General features: G+C 60.7%; 14 protein-coding genes and 1 other RNA gene. 11 read left to right on the forward strand and 4 right to left on the reverse strand.

Annotation, left to right across the window (positions count from 1 at the left end):
• Positions 1–65: 65 nt before the first annotated feature.
• Genes AHA_RS10520 through AHA_RS10530 form a run of 3 tightly spaced genes read right to left on the reverse strand, consistent with a single transcriptional unit; the run spans position 66 to position 3,661 of the window.
• Positions 66–905 carry an enoyl-CoA hydratase-related protein gene (locus AHA_RS10520; RefSeq protein WP_011705943.1) on the reverse strand — a complete coding sequence of 280 codons (840 nt, stop codon included), beginning with the start codon at positions 903–905 and terminating at the stop codon, positions 66–68.
• Positions 906–914: 9 nt separating this feature from the next.
• Positions 915–2,516, reverse strand: coding sequence for a carboxyl transferase domain-containing protein (locus AHA_RS10525; protein ID WP_011705944.1), 1,602 nt, complete (start codon positions 2,514–2,516; stop codon positions 915–917).
• Positions 2,513–3,661 (reverse strand): isovaleryl-CoA dehydrogenase, encoded by a 1,149-nt coding sequence (locus AHA_RS10530; protein ID WP_011705945.1) that lies wholly within the window; start codon positions 3,659–3,661, stop codon positions 2,513–2,515. Before AHA_RS10530 ends, AHA_RS10525 begins: the two co-directional genes overlap by 4 nt.
• Before the next feature lie 246 nt (positions 3,662–3,907).
• Between AHA_RS10530 and AHA_RS10535 the strand changes: the two genes are divergently transcribed.
• The 9 genes from AHA_RS10535 (at position 3,908) to ffs (ending at position 13,443) form a co-directional block, all read left to right on the forward strand.
• The gene (locus AHA_RS10535; protein ID WP_011705946.1) at positions 3,908–5,419 is read left to right on the forward strand and encodes a CoA-acylating methylmalonate-semialdehyde dehydrogenase; all 1,512 of its coding nucleotides are present in this window, start codon (positions 3,908–3,910) and stop codon (positions 5,417–5,419) included.
• 65 nt (positions 5,420–5,484) lie between these two features.
• A complete protein-coding gene (locus tag AHA_RS10540) occupies positions 5,485–6,642 on the forward strand; it encodes an acyl-CoA dehydrogenase family protein (protein ID WP_164927630.1) in 1,158 nt (385 codons plus the stop codon).
• A 140-nt stretch (positions 6,643–6,782) separates the two neighbouring features.
• Entirely contained in the window at positions 6,783–7,595 is an 813-nt protein-coding gene (locus AHA_RS10545) for an enoyl-CoA hydratase (RefSeq protein ID WP_011705948.1), read from the forward strand.
• A 59-nt stretch (positions 7,596–7,654) separates the two neighbouring features.
• Complete coding sequence (locus AHA_RS10550) at positions 7,655–8,758, forward strand: enoyl-CoA hydratase/isomerase family protein (RefSeq protein ID WP_011705949.1); 1,104 nt, start codon at positions 7,655–7,657, stop codon at positions 8,756–8,758.
• Positions 8,759–8,785: 27 nt separating this feature from the next.
• The gene (gene mmsB / locus AHA_RS10555) at positions 8,786–9,706 is read left to right on the forward strand and encodes a 3-hydroxyisobutyrate dehydrogenase (RefSeq protein ID WP_011705950.1); all 921 of its coding nucleotides are present in this window, start codon (positions 8,786–8,788) and stop codon (positions 9,704–9,706) included.
• Positions 9,707–9,777: 71 nt separating this feature from the next.
• Positions 9,778–10,539 (forward strand): SDR family oxidoreductase, encoded by a 762-nt coding sequence (locus AHA_RS10560; protein WP_011705951.1) that lies wholly within the window; start codon positions 9,778–9,780, stop codon positions 10,537–10,539.
• A gap of 389 nt (positions 10,540–10,928) precedes the next feature.
• Positions 10,929–12,365 (forward strand): arginine-ornithine antiporter, encoded by a 1,437-nt coding sequence (gene arcD / locus AHA_RS10565; RefSeq protein ID WP_011705952.1) that lies wholly within the window; start codon positions 10,929–10,931, stop codon positions 12,363–12,365.
• Between the two features lie 90 nt (positions 12,366–12,455).
• Positions 12,456–13,244, forward strand: a complete 789-nt coding sequence (locus AHA_RS10570; protein ID WP_011705953.1) for a sulfite exporter TauE/SafE family protein — start codon at positions 12,456–12,458, stop codon at positions 13,242–13,244.
• 102 nt (positions 13,245–13,346) lie between these two features.
• Positions 13,347–13,443, forward strand: an RNA gene (ffs, locus tag AHA_RS10575) — signal recognition particle sRNA small type.
• 643 nt (positions 13,444–14,086) lie between these two features.
• Here the strand turns inward: ffs and AHA_RS10580 are convergent.
• Positions 14,087–15,013 (reverse strand): LysR family transcriptional regulator, encoded by a 927-nt coding sequence (locus AHA_RS10580; protein ID WP_164927631.1) that lies wholly within the window; start codon positions 15,011–15,013, stop codon positions 14,087–14,089.
• Positions 15,014–15,246: 233 nt separating this feature from the next.
• On the opposite strand from AHA_RS10580, the gene AHA_RS10585 reads away from it, so the two are divergent.
• Positions 15,247–16,086: an EAL domain-containing protein gene (locus AHA_RS10585; RefSeq protein WP_162517053.1), complete on the forward strand. Its 840-nt coding sequence runs from the start codon at positions 15,247–15,249 to the stop codon at positions 16,084–16,086.
• A 92-nt stretch (positions 16,087–16,178) separates the two neighbouring features.
• Positions 16,179–17,690 (forward strand): EAL domain-containing protein, encoded by a 1,512-nt coding sequence (locus tag AHA_RS10590; RefSeq protein WP_164927632.1) that lies wholly within the window; start codon positions 16,179–16,181, stop codon positions 17,688–17,690.

Below are 17,690 nucleotides of genomic sequence, written 5' to 3' on the forward strand. Positions count from 1 at the left end.
ATCCACAATCCAGTTATATTGAGCACAGTTGGCGATCAGCAGGCGCTTGATGGGGTGGTATTGAGTCATGCTTCGTCCTTGAAACGGGGGCGCCAGGCGGGGGGTCGTTTGTCAAAGAAGGCTTGCATTCCCTCTTGGGCTTCGAGACCGACCCGTACCCGGGCGATGGTCTCGACGGTTTTTTCTTCGTGCAGGCTGGCGCCATGGCTCTCGAGGGCGGCCAGCAGCCGCTTGGTCTCTTTCATCGCCTCTGGCCCGTTACGGCACAGGCGCAGGGCCTGCGCACGTCCTTCGGCCAGCAGCTGATCCGGCGGGCAGCGCCGGTGCGCCACGTTGAGGCGGCAGGCGGTCACCGCATCGAACGGTTCGGCGCAGAGCATCAGGGCGCGGGCCTGGCGCATCCCCATGGCGCGCACCACGTAGGGACTGATCACCGCAGGCACCAGCCCGAGGCTCACCTCGGAGAGGCAGAAGCGGGCGTCATCGGCGGCCAGCACCAGATCGCAGGCGCAGATGAGGCCGAGCGCTCCGCCGTAGGCGGCGCCCTGTACCAGCGCCACCGTGGGGAAGGGGAGCTCGTCCAGGGTTTGCATCAGCCGGGCCAGCACCCGGGCGTCTTCCCGGTTGTGCTCGAAATCGGCATGGGCCAGGTTGCGCATCCAGTTGAGGTCGGCACCGGCGCAAAAATGCTTGCCTTCGGCCCGCAGCAGCAAGGCGTGGGGGCGATCGGCGAGGGCCTGGCCGTGGGTGTGGGCCAGCTCGTCGAGGCAGTCGAGCAGCCCCAGCATGAGGTCGGCGTCAAAGGCATTGTGGCGGGCCGGGCGGTCGAGCACCAGCTCGGCCAGCGGGCCGTGTCGCTCCAGCCGAAAACCGGGCTGGAGAGCGTGACTGAGTGGATCGGACATGTGAACTCCTTACATCCGGAAGATGCCGTACTGTTCCGGGCCGGTCTCGGCCCCCTGACAGGCCGCCAGTGCCAGCGCCAGCACGGTGCGACTCTGGGCCGGGTCGATGACGCCGTCATCCCACAGGCGAGCGCTGGCGTAGTAGGGGTGACCCTGACGCTCATACTGCTCGATCACCGGGGCGCGGATGGCGGTTGCCTCCAGCTCACTCAATGACTTGCCCTCGGCCGCCAGCTTGTCCCGGCGCACCTGTACCAGCACCCCGGCCGCCTGCTCGCCCCCCATGACGGAGATGCGGCTGTTGGGCCAGCTAAAGAGAAAATCGGGGTCGTAGGCGCGCCCGCACATGCCGTAGTTGCCGGCACCGAAGCTGCCGCCGACGATCAGGGTGATCTTGGGCACCCGACTGCAGGCGACGGCGGTGACCAGCTTGGCGCCGTGCTTGGCGATCCCTTCGCGCTCGGCTTGGCTTCCCACCATAAAGCCGGTGATGTTCTGCAAAAAGATCAGCGGGATGGCGCGCCGGTTGCAAAGCTGGATGAAGTGGGCCCCCTTCTGGGCACTGTCGCTGTGCAGCACGCCATTGTTGGCGAGGATCCCCACCGGCATGCCGCAGATCCGGGAAAAGCCGGTCACTAGTGTGGAGCCGAACAGCGCCTTGAATTCGTCAAAGTCCGAGCCATCCACCAACCGGGCGATCAGCTCCCGGGCGTCATAGGGGCGCTTGAGGCTGGTGCCCACCAGGCCGTAGAGATCCTCGATGGGGTAGCAGGGGGGCTCATAGCCGGGGCTGGTCTCTACCGGTTCGTTGCCCAGGTGGGTCACCAGAGTACGGGCAATGGCCAGGGCGTGGCCATCGTCGCGGGCCATGTGATCCGCCACCCCGGAATGGGCGCAGTGCACCTCGGCGCCGCCCAGCGCCTCGGCGCTGATCTCCTCGCCGGTGGCGGCCTTGACCAGCGGCGGCCCCGCCAGAAAGATGGTGGCCTGCTCCCTGACCATGATCGATTCGTCCGCCATGGCGGGCACGTAGGCGCCGCCTGCGGTGCAGAGCCCCATCACCACCGCCAGCTGGGGGATGTTCTGGGCCGACATGCGGGCCTGGTTGTAGAAGATGTGGCCAAAATGATCCCGGTCGGGGAACACCTCGTCCTGCATCGGCAGGAAGGCACCGCCGGAATCTACCAGATAGAGGCAGGGAAGGCGCAGCCGCTCGGCGATGGCCTGGGCGCGCAAGTGTTTTTTCACCGTGAGCGGGTAGTAGGTGCCGCCCTTCACGGTGGCATCGTTCACCACCAGCATGCACAGGCGGCCAGAGATCCGGCCGATGCCGGTGATGATGCCGGCGGCGGGCACCGGCTCGTCATAGACCTGCCAGCCGGCCAGCGCCGAGAGCTCGAGAAAGGGGGAACCCGGGTCCAGCAACTGGTTGATGCGCTCGCGAGGCAGCAGCTTGCCACGGGCCTGATGGCGGGCGTTGTTGGCTGCGCCCCCGCCCAAGGCTATCTCCTCCAGGCGGGCATTGAGATCGTCGACCAGGGCCTGCATGGCGGCCCGATTGGCCGCATATTCCGGACTAGCGGTGTCGAGGCGGGAGTGGATCCTGCTCATGCATTATCTCCCATCAGCTCGCGGCCGATGAGCCAGCGGCGGATCTCCGAGGTGCCGGCGCCTATCTCGTAGAGCTTGGCGTCCCGCAGCAGGCGGCCGGTGGGGTATTCGTTGATGTAGCCGTTGCCGCCGAGCAGCTGGATGGCATCGAGCGCCATCTGGGTGGCGTTCTCGGCGGCAAACAAAATGGCGGCGGCGCAATCCTTGCGGCTGGTGCGGGCCTGATCGCAGGCGCTCGCCACCGAGTAGACCAGCGCCCGGCTGCTGGCGAGGCGGGTATACATGTCGGCGAGCTTGCCCTGTACCAGCTGAAACTCGCCGATGGGCTGGCCAAACTGCTTGCGCTCACGCACATAGGGCAGCACCACGTCCATGCAGGCCTGCATGATGCCAAGGGGGCCGGCCGCCAGCACCACTCGTTCGTAATCGAGCCCGCTCATCAGCACCTTGACGCCGCCATGCAGGGGGCCCAGCAGGTTCGCTTGCGGCACCCGGCAGTTGTCGAACACCAGCTCGCAGGTACTGGAGCCGCGCATGCCGAGCTTGTCGAGCTTCTGGGCGGTGGAGAAACCGGGAGTCCCCGCTTCGACGATAAAGGCGGAAATCCCTTTGGGACCGGCGGCGGGATCGGTCTTGGCATAGATGACGAAGGTATCGGCATCCGGGCCGTTGGTGATCCACATCTTGTTGCCATTGAGCACGAAGTGATCCCCCTCGCGCACGGCTGTCAGGCGCATGCTGACCACGTCGGATCCCGCGCCCGGCTCGCTCATGGCGAGCGCTCCCACATGCTCACCGCTCACAAGATCGGGCAGGTAGCGGGCTTTCTGCTCCGGCGTGCCGTGGCGGTGGATCTGGTTGATGCAGAGGTTGGAGTGGGCGCCGTAGGAGAGGCCGACCGAGGCGCTGGCGCGGCTCACCTGCTCCATCACCAGCACGTGGGCCAGATAGCCGAGGTTCACCCCGTCATACTCCTCTGCCACCGTGATGCCGTGCAGACCCAGCTCACCCATGCGGGGCCAGAGATCGCGGGGGAAGGCGTTGCTCTGATCGATCTCGCTGGCGCGCGGTGCAATCACTTTCTGGCAGAAGGCCTCGACCTGCTCGGTCAGGGCGCACAGGGTCTCGTCCATCACTGCATGCATCCTTGCTCTCCTCATATGAAGGGGGTGACAGCTTGGCGGCCCAAGCTGAAACAGGGGGCCAAACTGGTCAGTCCATTTGTGATTTAAGTTTACGTTAGCGTAAACGTAAATTGATTGTTAGTCTAAGGTAAATTTGTTGCGCCATGACGGCAAGGGCGATTGCCCGGTCGTGATGGCCCCCGTCACAGGAGTGCCCATGGTCCGTTCGCAAGCGGTCCATGATGTGCCAGCAAGGAGAGAGTGCCCATGAACAACCATCAGACCCGGTTCGGCGACGTGCCGCTGCACATCGGCGGGGAGGCGTACCCTTCCGCGAGCGAGCAGTGGATCGAGGTGACCGACCCGGCGGATCAGAGCCTGCTGGCGCGGGTGCCGAAAGCCACCTCGGCGGAAATTGAACTGGCGGTGCGCACCGCCCACGACGCCTATCTGCTGTGGCGGGAAGTGCCGGCCTCCGAGCGGGCCCGGGTGATGTTCAACTACCAGCATCTCTTGAAGACGCATCACGACGAGCTGGCGGCCCTGCTGGCCCAGGAGACCGGCAAGAATCTGGCGGATGCCAAGGGGGATGTGTGGCGCGGTATCGAGGTGGTGGAGCAGGCTTGCGCCATCGCCAGCCAGACCCTGGGGGAGACCATGGGCAACGTGGCACGGCGGGTCGACGGTCACTCCTGGGTGCAGCCGCTCGGGGTCTGCCTTGGCATCACTCCTTTCAACTTTCCGGCCATGATCCCGCTCTGGATGTTCCCGCTGGCGGTGGCCTGCGGCAACGGCTTCGTGCTCAAGCCCTCCGAACAGGATCCGCTCACCCCCATGCGGCTGGCCGAGCTGTTTGCCGAGGCGGGAGCCCCCAAGGGCATTCTGTCGGTGGTGCACGGCGGCGCCGAGCAGGTGGATGCGCTGCTGGCCCATCCCGACATCAAGGCGGTCAGTTTCGTCGGCTCGGCCCGGGTTGGCGGTCACGTCTATCGCAGCGCCACTTCGCAGCTCAAGCGGGCCCAGTGTTTTGTCGGTGCCAAGAACCACATGGTGATCATGCCGGATGCCAACAAGGCGCAGGTGCTGAGCAATCTGGTGGGGGCCGGGGTCGGCGCCGCCGGTCAGCGCTGCATGGCCATCAGCGTGGCGGTGTTCGTGGGTAGCGCCCGGGAGTGGATCCCCGAGCTCGCCGCCGAGTTCGCCAAGGTGAAGCCCGGCATCTGGCACGATCCCGAAGCCGCCTACGGCCCCCTCATCAGCCCGGAGGCGAAAGTCAGGGTGGAGGGGCTCATCGAGGCGGGGATCGCCGAAGGGGCCGAATGTCTGCTGGACGGCCGTTTTTGCGACGTGCCCGGCTACCCGGTGGGCAACTGGGTGGGACCGACCCTGTTTCGCGGCGTGACCCCCGAGATGCGCATCTACCAGGAGGAGATCTTCGGGCCCGTGCTGGCCTGTCTCGAGGTGGCGAGCCTCGATGAGGCGCTCGCCCTCATCAATGACAACCCCTACGGCAACGGCACCTCCATCTTCACCAGCTGTGGCGCGGCTGCCCGCAAGTTTCGCCACGAGGTGGCGGTGGGCCAGGTGGGGATCAACGTGCCCATCCCGGTGCCGCTGCCGTTCTTCTCCTTCACCGGCTGGCGCGGCTCCTTCTACGGGGATCTGCACGCCTACGGCAAGCAGGCGGTGCGTTTTTACACCGAGACCAAGACGGTCACCGAACGCTGGTTCGACGAAGACATTCCCAGCGGCCCCAACATGACCATTCAGCTGCGCTGATGGCAGGTTGCCCGGGCGCACCCACTGACAGAAACGGATCGAACAAGTACAAGGAAGCGAACAAGATGGATTTTACGTTGACCCCGGATCAGCAGGCCTATGTGGAGGCCGCCAGCGCTTTTGCCGAGGAGGCGCTCAAGCCCCACGCCGCGCGCTGGGACAAGGAGCATGAGTTCCCCATCCCTACCATCAAGCAGGCGGCTGCGCTCGGCTTTTGTGGCCTCTACACCCCGGAGCAGTACGGCGGGCTCGGCCTGCCGAGGCTCGATGCCAGCCTCATCTTCGAGCGCCTCGCCATGGGCTGCACCTCCACCACCGCCTATCTGACCATCCACAACATGGTGAGCTGGATGCTGGGCAGCTGGCTGCCTCCCAAGGTGGCCGAGGAGTGGGTGCCAAGGCTCGCCAGCGGTGAGCTGCTGGGCTCCTACTGCCTCACCGAGCCGGGCGCCGGATCCGATGCCGCGGCCCTCAAGACCCGCGCGGTGCGCGATGGCGAGGATTACGTCATCGACGGCAGCAAGGTGTTCATCTCGGGCGCCGGCAGCACCGACGTGCTGGTGGTGATGGCCCGCACCGGTGGCGAGGGGGCGAAGGGGATCTCCGCCTTCATGGTACCGGCCCAGACCCCCGGCGTGAGTTATGGCAAGGCGGAGGAGAAGATGGGCTGGAACAGCCAGCCGACCCGGGAGGTGAACTTCAGCGCCGTGCGCATTCCCGCCCGTTACCGGCTGGGGCAGGAGGGGGAAGGGTTCAAGTTCGCCATGCAGGCGCTCGATGGCGGGCGCATCAATATCGCCACCTGCTCTGTGGGCACCGCCCAGCAGGCCCTTGACGATGCGCTGGCCCATGTGCAGCAGCGCCAGCAATTTGGCCACCCGATCAGCGAATTTCAGAGCGTGCAGTTTCGCCTGGCCGACATGGCCACCGAACTGGCGGCCGCTCGGTTGCTGGTGCGTCAGGCGGCCGCCAGGCTCGATGCCGGGGCGCCGGACAAGAGCGCCTGGTGCGCCATGGCCAAGCGTTTTGCCACCGACGTGGGTCACCGCATCTGTGACGACGCCCTGCAACTCTTTGGCGGCTATGGTTATATCCGCGAGTACCCGCTCGAGCGCTACCTGCGCGATACCCGGGTCCACCGCATTCTGGAAGGGACGAATGAAGTGATGCGGCTCATCATCGCCCGTCGCCTGCTGGCGGAGCCCGGGCTGGCGCTGGAGTAGCAGGGGGGAGCCGCTGTGCTCGGCAGCTCACCCTGACGACGGGGCTGGCGTGGCTCGTCGTCAGGCTTTGTGAGCCAGCCGCAGGTCGGCTCCATTCAACCCTGTCATCATGGGGCAGGTTTTTTGACAAGGACAACGCAATGACAAGGATCAGGCTCGAATATCACGGTCACGTGGCCTACATCACCCTCGACCATCCTCCCGCCAACACCTGGACCCTCGCCAGCCTGCAGGCCTTCTTGCAGATGATGGTGGAGCTCGACAGCCGCCCCGACGTGGTGGCGCTGGTGATCCGCGGTGCCGGGGACAAATTCTTCTGCGCCGGCGCCGATCTCAACATGTTTGCCGACGGCAACCTGGAGCACGCCCGCGAAGTGGCTGAGGCCTTTGGCCGCGCCTTCGAGGCGCTGGCCCGCTTTCACGGGGTCAGCATCGCCGCCATCAATGGCTACGCCATGGGGGGCGGCCTCGAGGTGGCGCTGGCCTGCGACATCCGTATTGCCGAGCAGCAGGCCAAGCTGGGCTTGCCGGAGGCCTCGGTGGGCTTGCTGCCCTGCGCCGGCGGCACCCAGCGCCTCACCGAACTGGTGGGGCCGGGCTGGGCCAAGCGGATGATCCTCTGCGGCGAAAAGGTGAGCGCCACCCTGGCCTACGAGATGGGGCTGGTGGAGGAGGTGGTGAAGGAGGGCCACGCCTGGGAGGCGGCGCACCAGATGGCCCAGCTGGTGGAGCGTCAGAGCCCGAGTGCCCTGCGCGCCTGCAAGCAGCTCATCAACCAGGGGCGCAGCAGCCATCGGGACGCGGCGCTGCCGCTGGAGCGCAGCCTGTTCCTCACCCTGTTTGACGATGCCAACCAGCGTGAAGGGGTGGCAGCCTTCCTCGAGAAGCGGGCCCCGCGCTGGCATTACGACCAATCCAAGCCGGTGAAGAGTGAGGGAGTGAAGGATGAATGAGGTAATGATGGCGGCCCGCCATGTCGCAGGGGCTGATACCCTGTCTGCGGGGGTTCGCCATGAGTGAGCCTGTGCGCATCGAGACCCACCCCACGGCGGATGGCCGCCACATCGGCATGCTGACCCTGGACAGCCCCGCCTCCCTCAACGCCCTGAGCCTTGAGATGATCCAGTTGTTGCAGGCGGCGCTGACCCGCTGGGAGCAGGATCCGTCCATCGTCTGCGTGCTGCTGCAGGGGGCCGGTGAGAAGGCGTTTTGCGCCGGTGGCGACATCCGCTCCTTCTACTACCGCAAACAGGAGGCGAGCGAGTCGGCACTGTTTGGCTATGCCCGCGACTTCTTCGAGCAGGAGTACCGGCTCGATCATCACATCCATCGCTACAGCAAGCCCCTCATCTGCGTGGCGGACGGCATCTGCATGGGCGGCGGCATCGGCCTCTTTGCCGGGGCTGGTTTTAGAGTGGTGACCGAAAAGAGCCTGTTCGCCATGCCGGAGGTGACCATCGGCCTCTACCCCGATGTGGGGGCCAGCTGGTTTTTGAGCCGCATGCCGGGGCGGCTCGGGCTCTGGCTCGGCCTCACCGGGGCCCGCTTCAACGGGGCGGATGCCATCGGCCTGGGTCTGGCGGATCACGCCATGGCGAGCCGTGAGCGGGCGGAGCTGCCGGCGCGCCTCGCCGCCCTCGACTGGTCTGACTCTGCCGATACTGGCGAGCAGATTGAGGGGCTGCTGGCCGGGTTGCAGCGATCCCTTGGCCAGACGCTGCCGGCCCCCGTGCTCTTGCCCCACCAGGCTTGCATCGATGCGCTGTTGGCCGGCCGCTCCCTGCAAGGGGTGTTGGCACGCCTCGAGGGGGCCGAGCTGGCCGAAGCGGCGCTGGCCCTGGCGCGGGAGACCTGCCAGAGCGGCAGCCCCATCAGCCGCGCCATCCTCTGGCGTCAGTTCTGGCAGGCACGGCGCCAGTCGCTGGCCGAGGTGTTTGCCGACGAGCTGGCCCTCTCGGTCAACTGCGTGCTCAAAGGGGATTTCGTGGAAGGGGTGCGGGCCCTGCTCATCGACAAGGACAAATCACCCCGCTGGCAGGCCCCGCAGGCGGGCGAGGCCTGGCTGGATGACTTCTATCGCTGGCCCGAGGGGAACAACCCCCTGCGTCCCTGCTGACGGGCGATCACACACAAGGAACAGACCATGACAAGGATTGGATTTATCGGGCTTGGCAACATGGGTGGCCCCATGGCCGCCAACCTGGCCAGGGCGGGGCACACGGTACAGGTGTTTGATCTGGTGGCCGAGAGCCTGACCCGCGCCATCGAGGCCGGCTGCATCGCCGCCGGCGATGCCCGCGAGGCGGTGAGCGGCTGCGAGCTGGTGATCAGCATGCTGCCGGCGGGCGAGCATGTGCGCAGCCTCTGGCTGGGCGAGGGTGCCGGTGAGCGGGGCGGGCAGGATCTGCTGGCGGCCCTGCCGCTCGGCGCCCTGGTCATCGACTGCTCCACCATCGATGTGGCCTCGGCCCGTCAGGTGGGGGCGGCGGCGCAGGCGCGCGGCATCCGTTTTCTCGATGCCCCCGTCTCGGGGGGGGTGGCCGGCGCGGCGGCGGGCACGCTCACCTTCATCGTCGGCGGCGAACAAGCGGATTTTGAGGCGGCCAAACCTGTGCTCGCCTGCATGGGGCAGAACCTGTTTCACGCCGGGGCGCTCGGCGCCGGCCAGATCGCCAAGATGTGCAACAACATGCTGCTGGCCATCCACATGGCGGGCACCGCCGAGGCGCTGGCGCTCGGGGTCAAGGAGGGGCTGGATCCGGGGGTGCTCTCCACCATCATGGGCAAGAGTTCGGGCAACAACTGGAGTCTCGAGCGCTACAATCCCTGGCCCGGGGTGATGGAAAATGCACCGGCCTCGCGCAACTATCAGGGGGGCTTCATGACCCGGTTGATGGTCAAAGACCTAGGGCTCGCCATGGCCCTGGCCGAGCATGCCCACAGCGCCGTGCCGATGGGGGCCCTGGCCCGCAACCTCTTCAACCTGCACGCAACCAAGGGGCAGGGTGCTCGGGATTTTTCCAGCATCGTCGAACTCTATCTGGACAAAACAGAGCCGGGTTAAGGGCCGCTATCTACCTTTTTACCCGATAGTCTTTGACTCGACAGTCACTGGCCATTTCACCAGGAGCATTTATGGATATCACACAGAAAGTCATCGCCATCACGGGGGCGGGCAGGGGGCTGGGCCGCGCCATCGCCCTGAGTCTGGCGGAGCAGGGCGCGCAACTTGCGCTCATCGACGTCAACCGCACCGATCTGGAGGTGACCGAGGCGGAAGTGCGCAGCCGTGACGGCCAGTGCGCCCTGTTCGTCTGCAACGTGGCGAGCGAGCCAGAGGTCGAGGCGACCTTCGCCGCCATCCAGGGGCAGTTTGGTGCCCTGCACGGTCTCATCAACTGTGCCGGCATTCTGCGCGACGGCATGCTGATCAAGGTGAAGGAGGGGGCGCTGACGGAGAAGATGAGCCTGGCCCAGTGGCAGAGCGTCATCGACGTCAACCTCACCGGCACCTTCCTGTGCGGGCGCGAGGGGGCGGCGCTGATGGCCACCGGCGGGGAGGGGGGCGTCATCATCAACATCTCCTCCATCGCCCGCGCCGGCAACATCGGTCAGAGCAACTATGCCGCCAGCAAGGCGGGGGTGGCCTCGCTGGTGGTCACCTGGGGGAAGGAGCTGGCCCGCCACGGCATTCGAGTGATGGGCATCGCTCCGGGGGTGTTTGCCACCGACATGACGGCGGCGATGAAGCCGGAGGCGATGGCCCGCATGCAGCAGGCCATCCCGGTGGGGACCCTCGGGCAGGCGGCGCAGCTGGCCCAGACGGTGCATTTTATTCTCGCCAATGACTATCTGTCTGGGCGGATGATCGAGCTGGACGGCGGCCTGCGCCTCTGAATATCGGCGCTCTGTTGCAGATGCCCCTGGCCCTCGGCGCAGGGGCATTTTTATTGAAACGTTTGTCAACAGCCGGGTTTGTCGACCTCGGCTGCAAGCTGCATTCTCATGCAGGTCTGATCCGTAAAAACGGGGCTCAGGTCATGGAAAAATGTGAAATATCAACGGGTCTTTCTTAATTTGAACCAGCTCACAGGCCCTCGGGGTCAGTGCTGTAAAATTGCGCGCGGTCAAGACGGTGCATGATTGACGGTACGAGGGATTGCGGTCGGAATAGTCATGCAATATAGTTGCCGCCTTTTTCACGGGGTACGGATTTCTAGCCCCTCCCATATTGCGCGCAGTATGAATACGGACGCTCTGCCGCCGCCTAATTAAACAGGATTGAGATGGACAAGAAACTGGGGCTTGGTGCCCTCATCTCGCTGGTGATCGGCTCCATGGTCGGTGCCGGAGTCTTCAGTCTGCCGCAAAACATTGCCGCTCATGCCAGTGCCGGGGCCGTCGCGCTGGGATGGGCCATCACCGGTATCGGCATGATCTGCCTTGCGCTGGTGTATCAGAACCTCTCCATGCGTCGCCCGGATCTCGATGGCGGCATCTTCAGCTATGCCAAGGCCGGTTTCGGCGATTTCATCGGCTTCAACGCCGCCTGGGGCTACTGGCTCTGTCAGCTGCTGGCCAACGTCTCCTACGCCATCGTGGTGTTCAGTGCGCTGAGCTACTTCTTCGACACGCCGGACAAGGTCATCTTCGGTGACGGCAACACGCCGGTGGCCATCACCTTGGCGTCCATCCTGATCTGGTCGGTGCACGCTCTGGTGCTGCGCGGCATTCAGGTGGCGGCGCTGGTGAACATCGTCACCACCATCGCCAAGATGGTACCGCTCATCGTGTTCTGCGTGGCCATCCTGCTCGCCTTCAACATGGAGACCTTCACCCTGGATATCTGGGGTCAGGGCACCCCTGAGCTGGGTTCGGTGATGGATCAGGTCAAGTCCACCATGAAGGTGACGCTCTGGGTCTTCATCGGCATCGAGGGGGCCGTGGTGGTCTCCGCCCGTGCCCGTCATCGCAAGGACGTGGGCCGTGCCACCGTGCTGGCGCTGCTGGGGGCCCTGGCGCTCTACGTGATGGTGACCCTGTTCTCGCTGGGGGTCATGAACCAGCCGCAACTGGCGGCCCTCAAGAACCCCTCCACCGCCATGATCCTGGAAGCCGTGGTCGGCCCCTGGGGCGCCTGGCTCATCAACATCGGCCTGGTGATCTCGGTGATGGGGGCCCTGCTGAGCTGGACCGTGCTGGCGGCGGAAGTGCCCTACATCGCGGGCAAGACCGGTGTGTTCCCTGGCTGGTTTGCCAAGGAGAACAAGAACGGCTCGCCGCAGGTGTCGCTCTGGTGCTCCACCTGCCTGGTGCAGACCTTCCTCATCATCATCTACTTCCAGAGCAGCACCTATTTGGCGCTGGTCAACATCGCCACCTCGGCGGCGCTGGTGCCCTACGTCTTCTCCGGTGCCTACGGGCTGAAGCTGGCGCTGAAAGGGGAGACCTACGCGGGTCAACCTCATCAGCGCAAGCGCGATCTGTTCCTGGCGCTGGTGGCTACCGGCTACGGTTGCTGGCTGGTCTACGCCGCCGGGGTCGAGTACCTGCTGCTGGTGGCGCTGCTCTACAGCCCCGGCATCTTCATCTACTGGAAGGCGCGCCAGCACCACGGGCTGCGCGGCCTCAACCGGCTGGAGCAGGGGATGACGGCGGCCCTGCTCGGTTGCGCGGTGCTGGCCTTCTACAAGGTGATGGACGGTACCATTCCCTTGAGTTAACCGGCACAATAAAGAGATGGCCCAAGGGCCATCTCTTTTTTTATGTGCAGCGCTCCATTTGTTCGCTGCACCGCCTCGGAAGGAATTTTTATGCTGTTTATGGGTTATCTGCTGCTGGGGGCGTTCGCCGGCATGCTAGCGGGATTGTTCGGCATCGGCGGCGGTCTCATCATAGTGCCCGTGCTGGTGCTGAGCTTTCACGCCCAGGGCGTTGCGCCCGACATCATTACCCATCTGGCACTCGGTACCTCGCTGCCCACCATGATCTTCACCGGCTTCAGCTCGCTGCGTGCCCACCAGGAGGCCGGTGCGGTCGACTGGGTGATGATCCGCCGGCTCGGCGCCGGCATGCTGGTCGGGGCCTGGCTCGGCGGCATGACCGCCAACCTGCTCAGTGCCAGCACCCTCAACATCATCATCGGCTGCTTCGCCTGGACCATGGCGCTGCAGATGGGGCTCAACCTCAAGCCCAAGGCGGAGCGTCATCTGCCGGGGGCGCTCGGCACCGGCATCGCCGGCACCGTCATCGGCTGGATGTCGGCCTTGTTCGGCATCGGTGGCGGCTCGCTGACCGTGCCTTATCTGAGCTGGAACAGCGTGCCGATGCGCAACGCCGTGGCGGCCTCCGCCGCCTGCAGCATGCCCATCGCCCTGGCGGGCAGCCTCAGCTACCTCTATGCCGGCTGGAACAATCCAGACCTGCCAGAGTGGAGCCTGGGGTTCATCTATCTGCCGGCGCTGCTCGGCATCGTGCTCACCAGTACCCAGTTTGCCCGGGTCGGGGCCAAGCTGGCGCACCGGCTCTCTCCCCAGCGGCTCAAGCAGGCGTTCGCCCTGCTGATGCTGCTGGTGGGTGCCAAATTCATGCTGTTTAGCTGAACCCTTGGCCAGATTGTTGAAAAATAAGGCGAACAGCACGAGCGAGGGCAGAAAGCCGTTGCATTGAGAGGCCAGTTTGCCTATTCTCCTCGCCGGTGGTCCTATTGGTCCTCTCGCATTGATAACCCGTCGACCTGGTCAGGACCGGAAGGTAGCAGCCAAGGCGGGGGACTCGAGTGCCGGGATGTGGCTGGTAGGGCCACCACTTGTTTCTGCAATTCAATAAGTTACAGCTAATTACCCCCTTCAGACCGCTTGGTAATCCACTTTGTGTGGATGGATCAGGAGTCTTCTCTGTGAATCTCTCGCTCAGTTACCACTGTATCTGGGCTTACCGGAAAGTCACCACGCTTCTCTGTGGTCGTCCTACAGAGAGCAAAAATCCCTGCATACCCGAGACAAGCCTTGTGCTTTCCACAAGGTGACCCAGTTGTCGGCCAAGTCCAGACCCACATCTGGTGTGTCGCCTGTCGCACAGCCAGAGACCGCCTGGCAGCAGTGATTGGCCAAGATGATGGCTCCGGCGGTTATGTCGCTTGTACCACTCCTCCTGGCCCCAAGTCGTAGATATTCCAATAGAAGAGGGCCGCTCTTTGAGCCTGCTGCCATAGCCATCTTCATCCAGGCACCAATGCTCGCGGCTCATCGGGTGACAGGCAATGACACCAGTGGCGTTGTGTAAATATTTACGCTGCGGCGGTTTAATCAGTGGAGTGTGCCGGGCATCACCAGAATGGCAGGGTGGGGGCGCTGTTCTACCTGCCTTTGTGCTGGGATAGCAAGATATTCCGTGGCTATGTATGTTCTCTTGGATTGTGGTCAGGCAATTTAGACCGAGATAATCAACATGTGAGCGGCAGTGCATGTTGCACATAATCGGTGATGTGATCGATCACCTGATTGACGATGAAGGGTTGATTGTCTCTGCGTCGATAAATGAGATATATCTTTTTATAATGATTCAACCGGTAATCGAAGAGTGGTATTAGCCTTTCTGAATCGAGATGCTCCTGTACCGTGTAGTAGGGTACATAAATAATGCCGAGACCATTTTTTGACATTTCGATAGCGGTTGACATGTTGTTGCAACTGATCTTGCCTGCGATATCAATTTTGACCTGTTGCTTGTCGATGGTAAATATCCACTGCCTCCCATCTTTTGCAGGGAGCATGTTATCTTCCCAAATGATACAGGCTGCCTTGCTAAGGAAGGAGGGATCATGAAAAGTGGTATTGAACAAGGTTGGTGAGGCAAAACAGTTATAGCCTATCTCGGCAATCTCTCTCACAATGATGTTATCATCCTTGGGTATTGTGGAAGAGACAATCAGATCCCATTCATCATTGTTATCTGGCGCATACTCTCCCAGGGTTGCAATGAGTCTGATGCTGACATCTCCCTGTATTGTTGTCAAACAAGGTGAAATCTTGCTGGCGATGAAATTCAAGGCAAGATCATCTCCGTATATATAAACTTCACCACAGGCCGAGTTTTTATAGCCCGCGATAAAATTATCCAGTTCACCATAAGCCATCAGAATGTTATCCACTTTTTCAATGAAGTTTTTCCCCATTGTTGTGGTGGTCACACCGGCATTGTCTCTATTGAATATTTTAAAACCGAGACCTTTCTCCAGATCACTGATGATCTTGCTGACGTATGGTTGGTGAGAATTGAATTTGACTGCGGCCGCGCTCATGCTTTGCAACTCATCAACTGTTTTTGCAATGATGAGTGATTTTAATTTTATGGATGTAAGTTTTTTCATCTCTGACCACAATAATAAAGTAATGTTAGAGAGATATTATTTCATGTTTCTTGAATGGCTTGATATACAAGAATTGTTATGACGACATATATTTTTTTTGTGGTGACAGTTTTGCCATACCTGTGTAAAAAGGCAAAAAGGATAAACCATCAAGAAATACGTTATTGTAGTATGCACCACTTATTGGATTCAGATGGGCTTATTTATGATTGTATAAAGCACGGAGGGGAGTTATGTCTGGTTTGATTGCGGAGCTCAGAGATAAGGGTGTTGATCTGCAACCCTATCGACTGATGGGGATTGAACAAATCGAATCATTCAATGCAAAACGCCGATCCTTGTTCAACCCAGCCATCATACATTCGCTCAAACCGCTTGTGCAGGAGTTGTTCACTGCCGATTCCATAAGAAATCATATGGATGCATCTTTAAATGGTGCTGTTGTTGCGGATGAGCGATTATCTGAGTTGTTCTATCGACCTCATGACACCCAGTCTGCGGTTGCCTTTTACAATAGTTGTGATGCCATCTCGCTTGTCGAATTGACACTGTTGCAATTAAGCGATGCACTGTTGAATGCTTTGAGAGAAGAATCAACCGCTTTATTTTTTAAAGTAGAATCCAGAGTGTTATATGCGCTTGGGGATGCTCTGATTTACTTTTCGGAGGTGTTTTTAGAGCATGGTGTCAGGCTCCATATAGAAGTCAGCCAGTATCCTTTGATATCAAGTGCATTACCAGTAAGTACTCTGGTGAAATTACATGAACATGGCGTCATTTTGGTGATGGACAACTTCGATTGGCGAGGTGGTGACTGGCGTGAGCGTTACCTGTCGAGTGGAATATTCAGTTGTGTAAAGTTTGATACGCCCCCTTTGTTGCAAAGCGAGATAAATGTTTTCAAAGATGCATTGTTGTCATTGCAGGAGACTTTCAGGATGAAAACCATTGTCAGCAAAGTGGAAACAAAGAGGCAGAGCGAGGTAGTGCTCTCCACTGGCTGTTGGGCAGTGCAGGGTTTTTATTACGCCAGGCCAAGAAGTGTCAACTTGATGGACCTGCAATCATTGTGAAGTGGCTTCACTATCATCGCTTGTTCAGATTGAATGCGAGCATATGTAATGCGGTTGCCCTTGCGATGTGTATTATATTTTCTATCGTTGCCATGTACGCAGTATTCAATCATGAAAAGCGAGATGTTATTGCGCAGAGCAACAGAGATGCCCGTCGAGCCATATTGGGTATTAACAATATTTTTCAAGTGGTGGAAGGGGGGATGGATGACATAGTGGCGCGCAGTAAAAAAGTGGGTTGCCCCGAGCTGACAAAGATGCTGGTTGATACCGCAACCCGTAATGCTTATGCCATGATTTACTCTTTTCTGGATCAATCCGGTGAAATTTGCTCATCCTATAAAGACAACAGCCTGAATGTCGCTGGTATTGTCTCGAGGCTTAACGTGTCGGCACGGCAGGAGGGTGTTCATCTTGATGTCATACTCGGTCATCCGGTATTTTTTCTCTCTCGACATGGCCCAAGTGGCAGCGTCATGGCTTTCATCGATGCAAGATATATAGCGGATCTGATTGCCGACAACAATAGACTGAACAATATCGTCAATTATAAACTGACCATAGACACGATACATGACACTCAGTTGTTGCAGGGGATGGGGCTTCAGGTTGAGAGAGCTCCTCCTGTTGCCGTATTGAGTCACTCAGATAAATACGGTTTTGGTATTGTTCCTTATATTGAAGGTGACCTCTATATCATCATGGCCATGATGGATAGCTATGGCTGGTTGATGGTAGCCATCATGGTTCTCTCGCTTGTTGCATATATGCTGATACGGCACTGGCTTGCCAGCATTGATTTCACTGAGATCGATATACGCAAGGGGATTGCCAACCATGAATTCATACCCTATCTCCAACCAGTGGTGGATAGTCGGTCACAAGCGGTAATTGGTAGCGAAGTGCTGGTGAGGTGGTGTCATCCTGTATACGGGCTGCTCAGCCCTGCTGAGTTTGTAACCCAGGCAGAACGGAGCGGAGCCATCATTCCCATGACGGAACGGTTGATGGCATTAGTTGCCGAAAAAATCAGCGTGGCTGACGTCACACTGCCGCCGGGGTTCACCATCAATTTCAATGTTACCCTTTCACATTTGCTCAATCCCTCCCTGAAAACAGCCTGCGAAGCGTTTTTGAAGGCGTTCGAAAGAGGTGACAAACCCAGACTATGTCTTGAGCTGGTGGAGCGAGAATCACAATTGCATCACTCGGAGCCGGTACTGATGGGGGCATTCAGATCTCTGCAAGCTTCCGGTGTCTGCTTTGCCGTGGACGATTACGGCACTGGCTACTCGTCCCTAAAGCACATCCATTCGTCTTTTATCGGTGCCATCAAGATAGACAGATTGTTCGTGCAGGACATTGAACGGAGCACGATGGCCTATCAGATCGTGATGAATATCATGGACCTGGCAGATCGCATTGGTGCCAGCGTCATTGCCGAAGGCATTGAGACGCCGGCGCAGGTAGCACTGTTAAGAAAGGCAGGGGTCGATCGCTTTCAGGGGTATCTCTACGGCAAGCCGATGCCGCTAGATACCTTCATCGCTCACTGTCTGCCTGCGCAGCACGACATGCGTCTATCGGGCGGCAGCCGGGGTTAG

This window comes from Aeromonas hydrophila subsp. hydrophila ATCC 7966 (genome assembly GCF_000014805.1).
Classification (GTDB): domain Bacteria; phylum Pseudomonadota; class Gammaproteobacteria; order Enterobacterales; family Aeromonadaceae; genus Aeromonas; species Aeromonas hydrophila.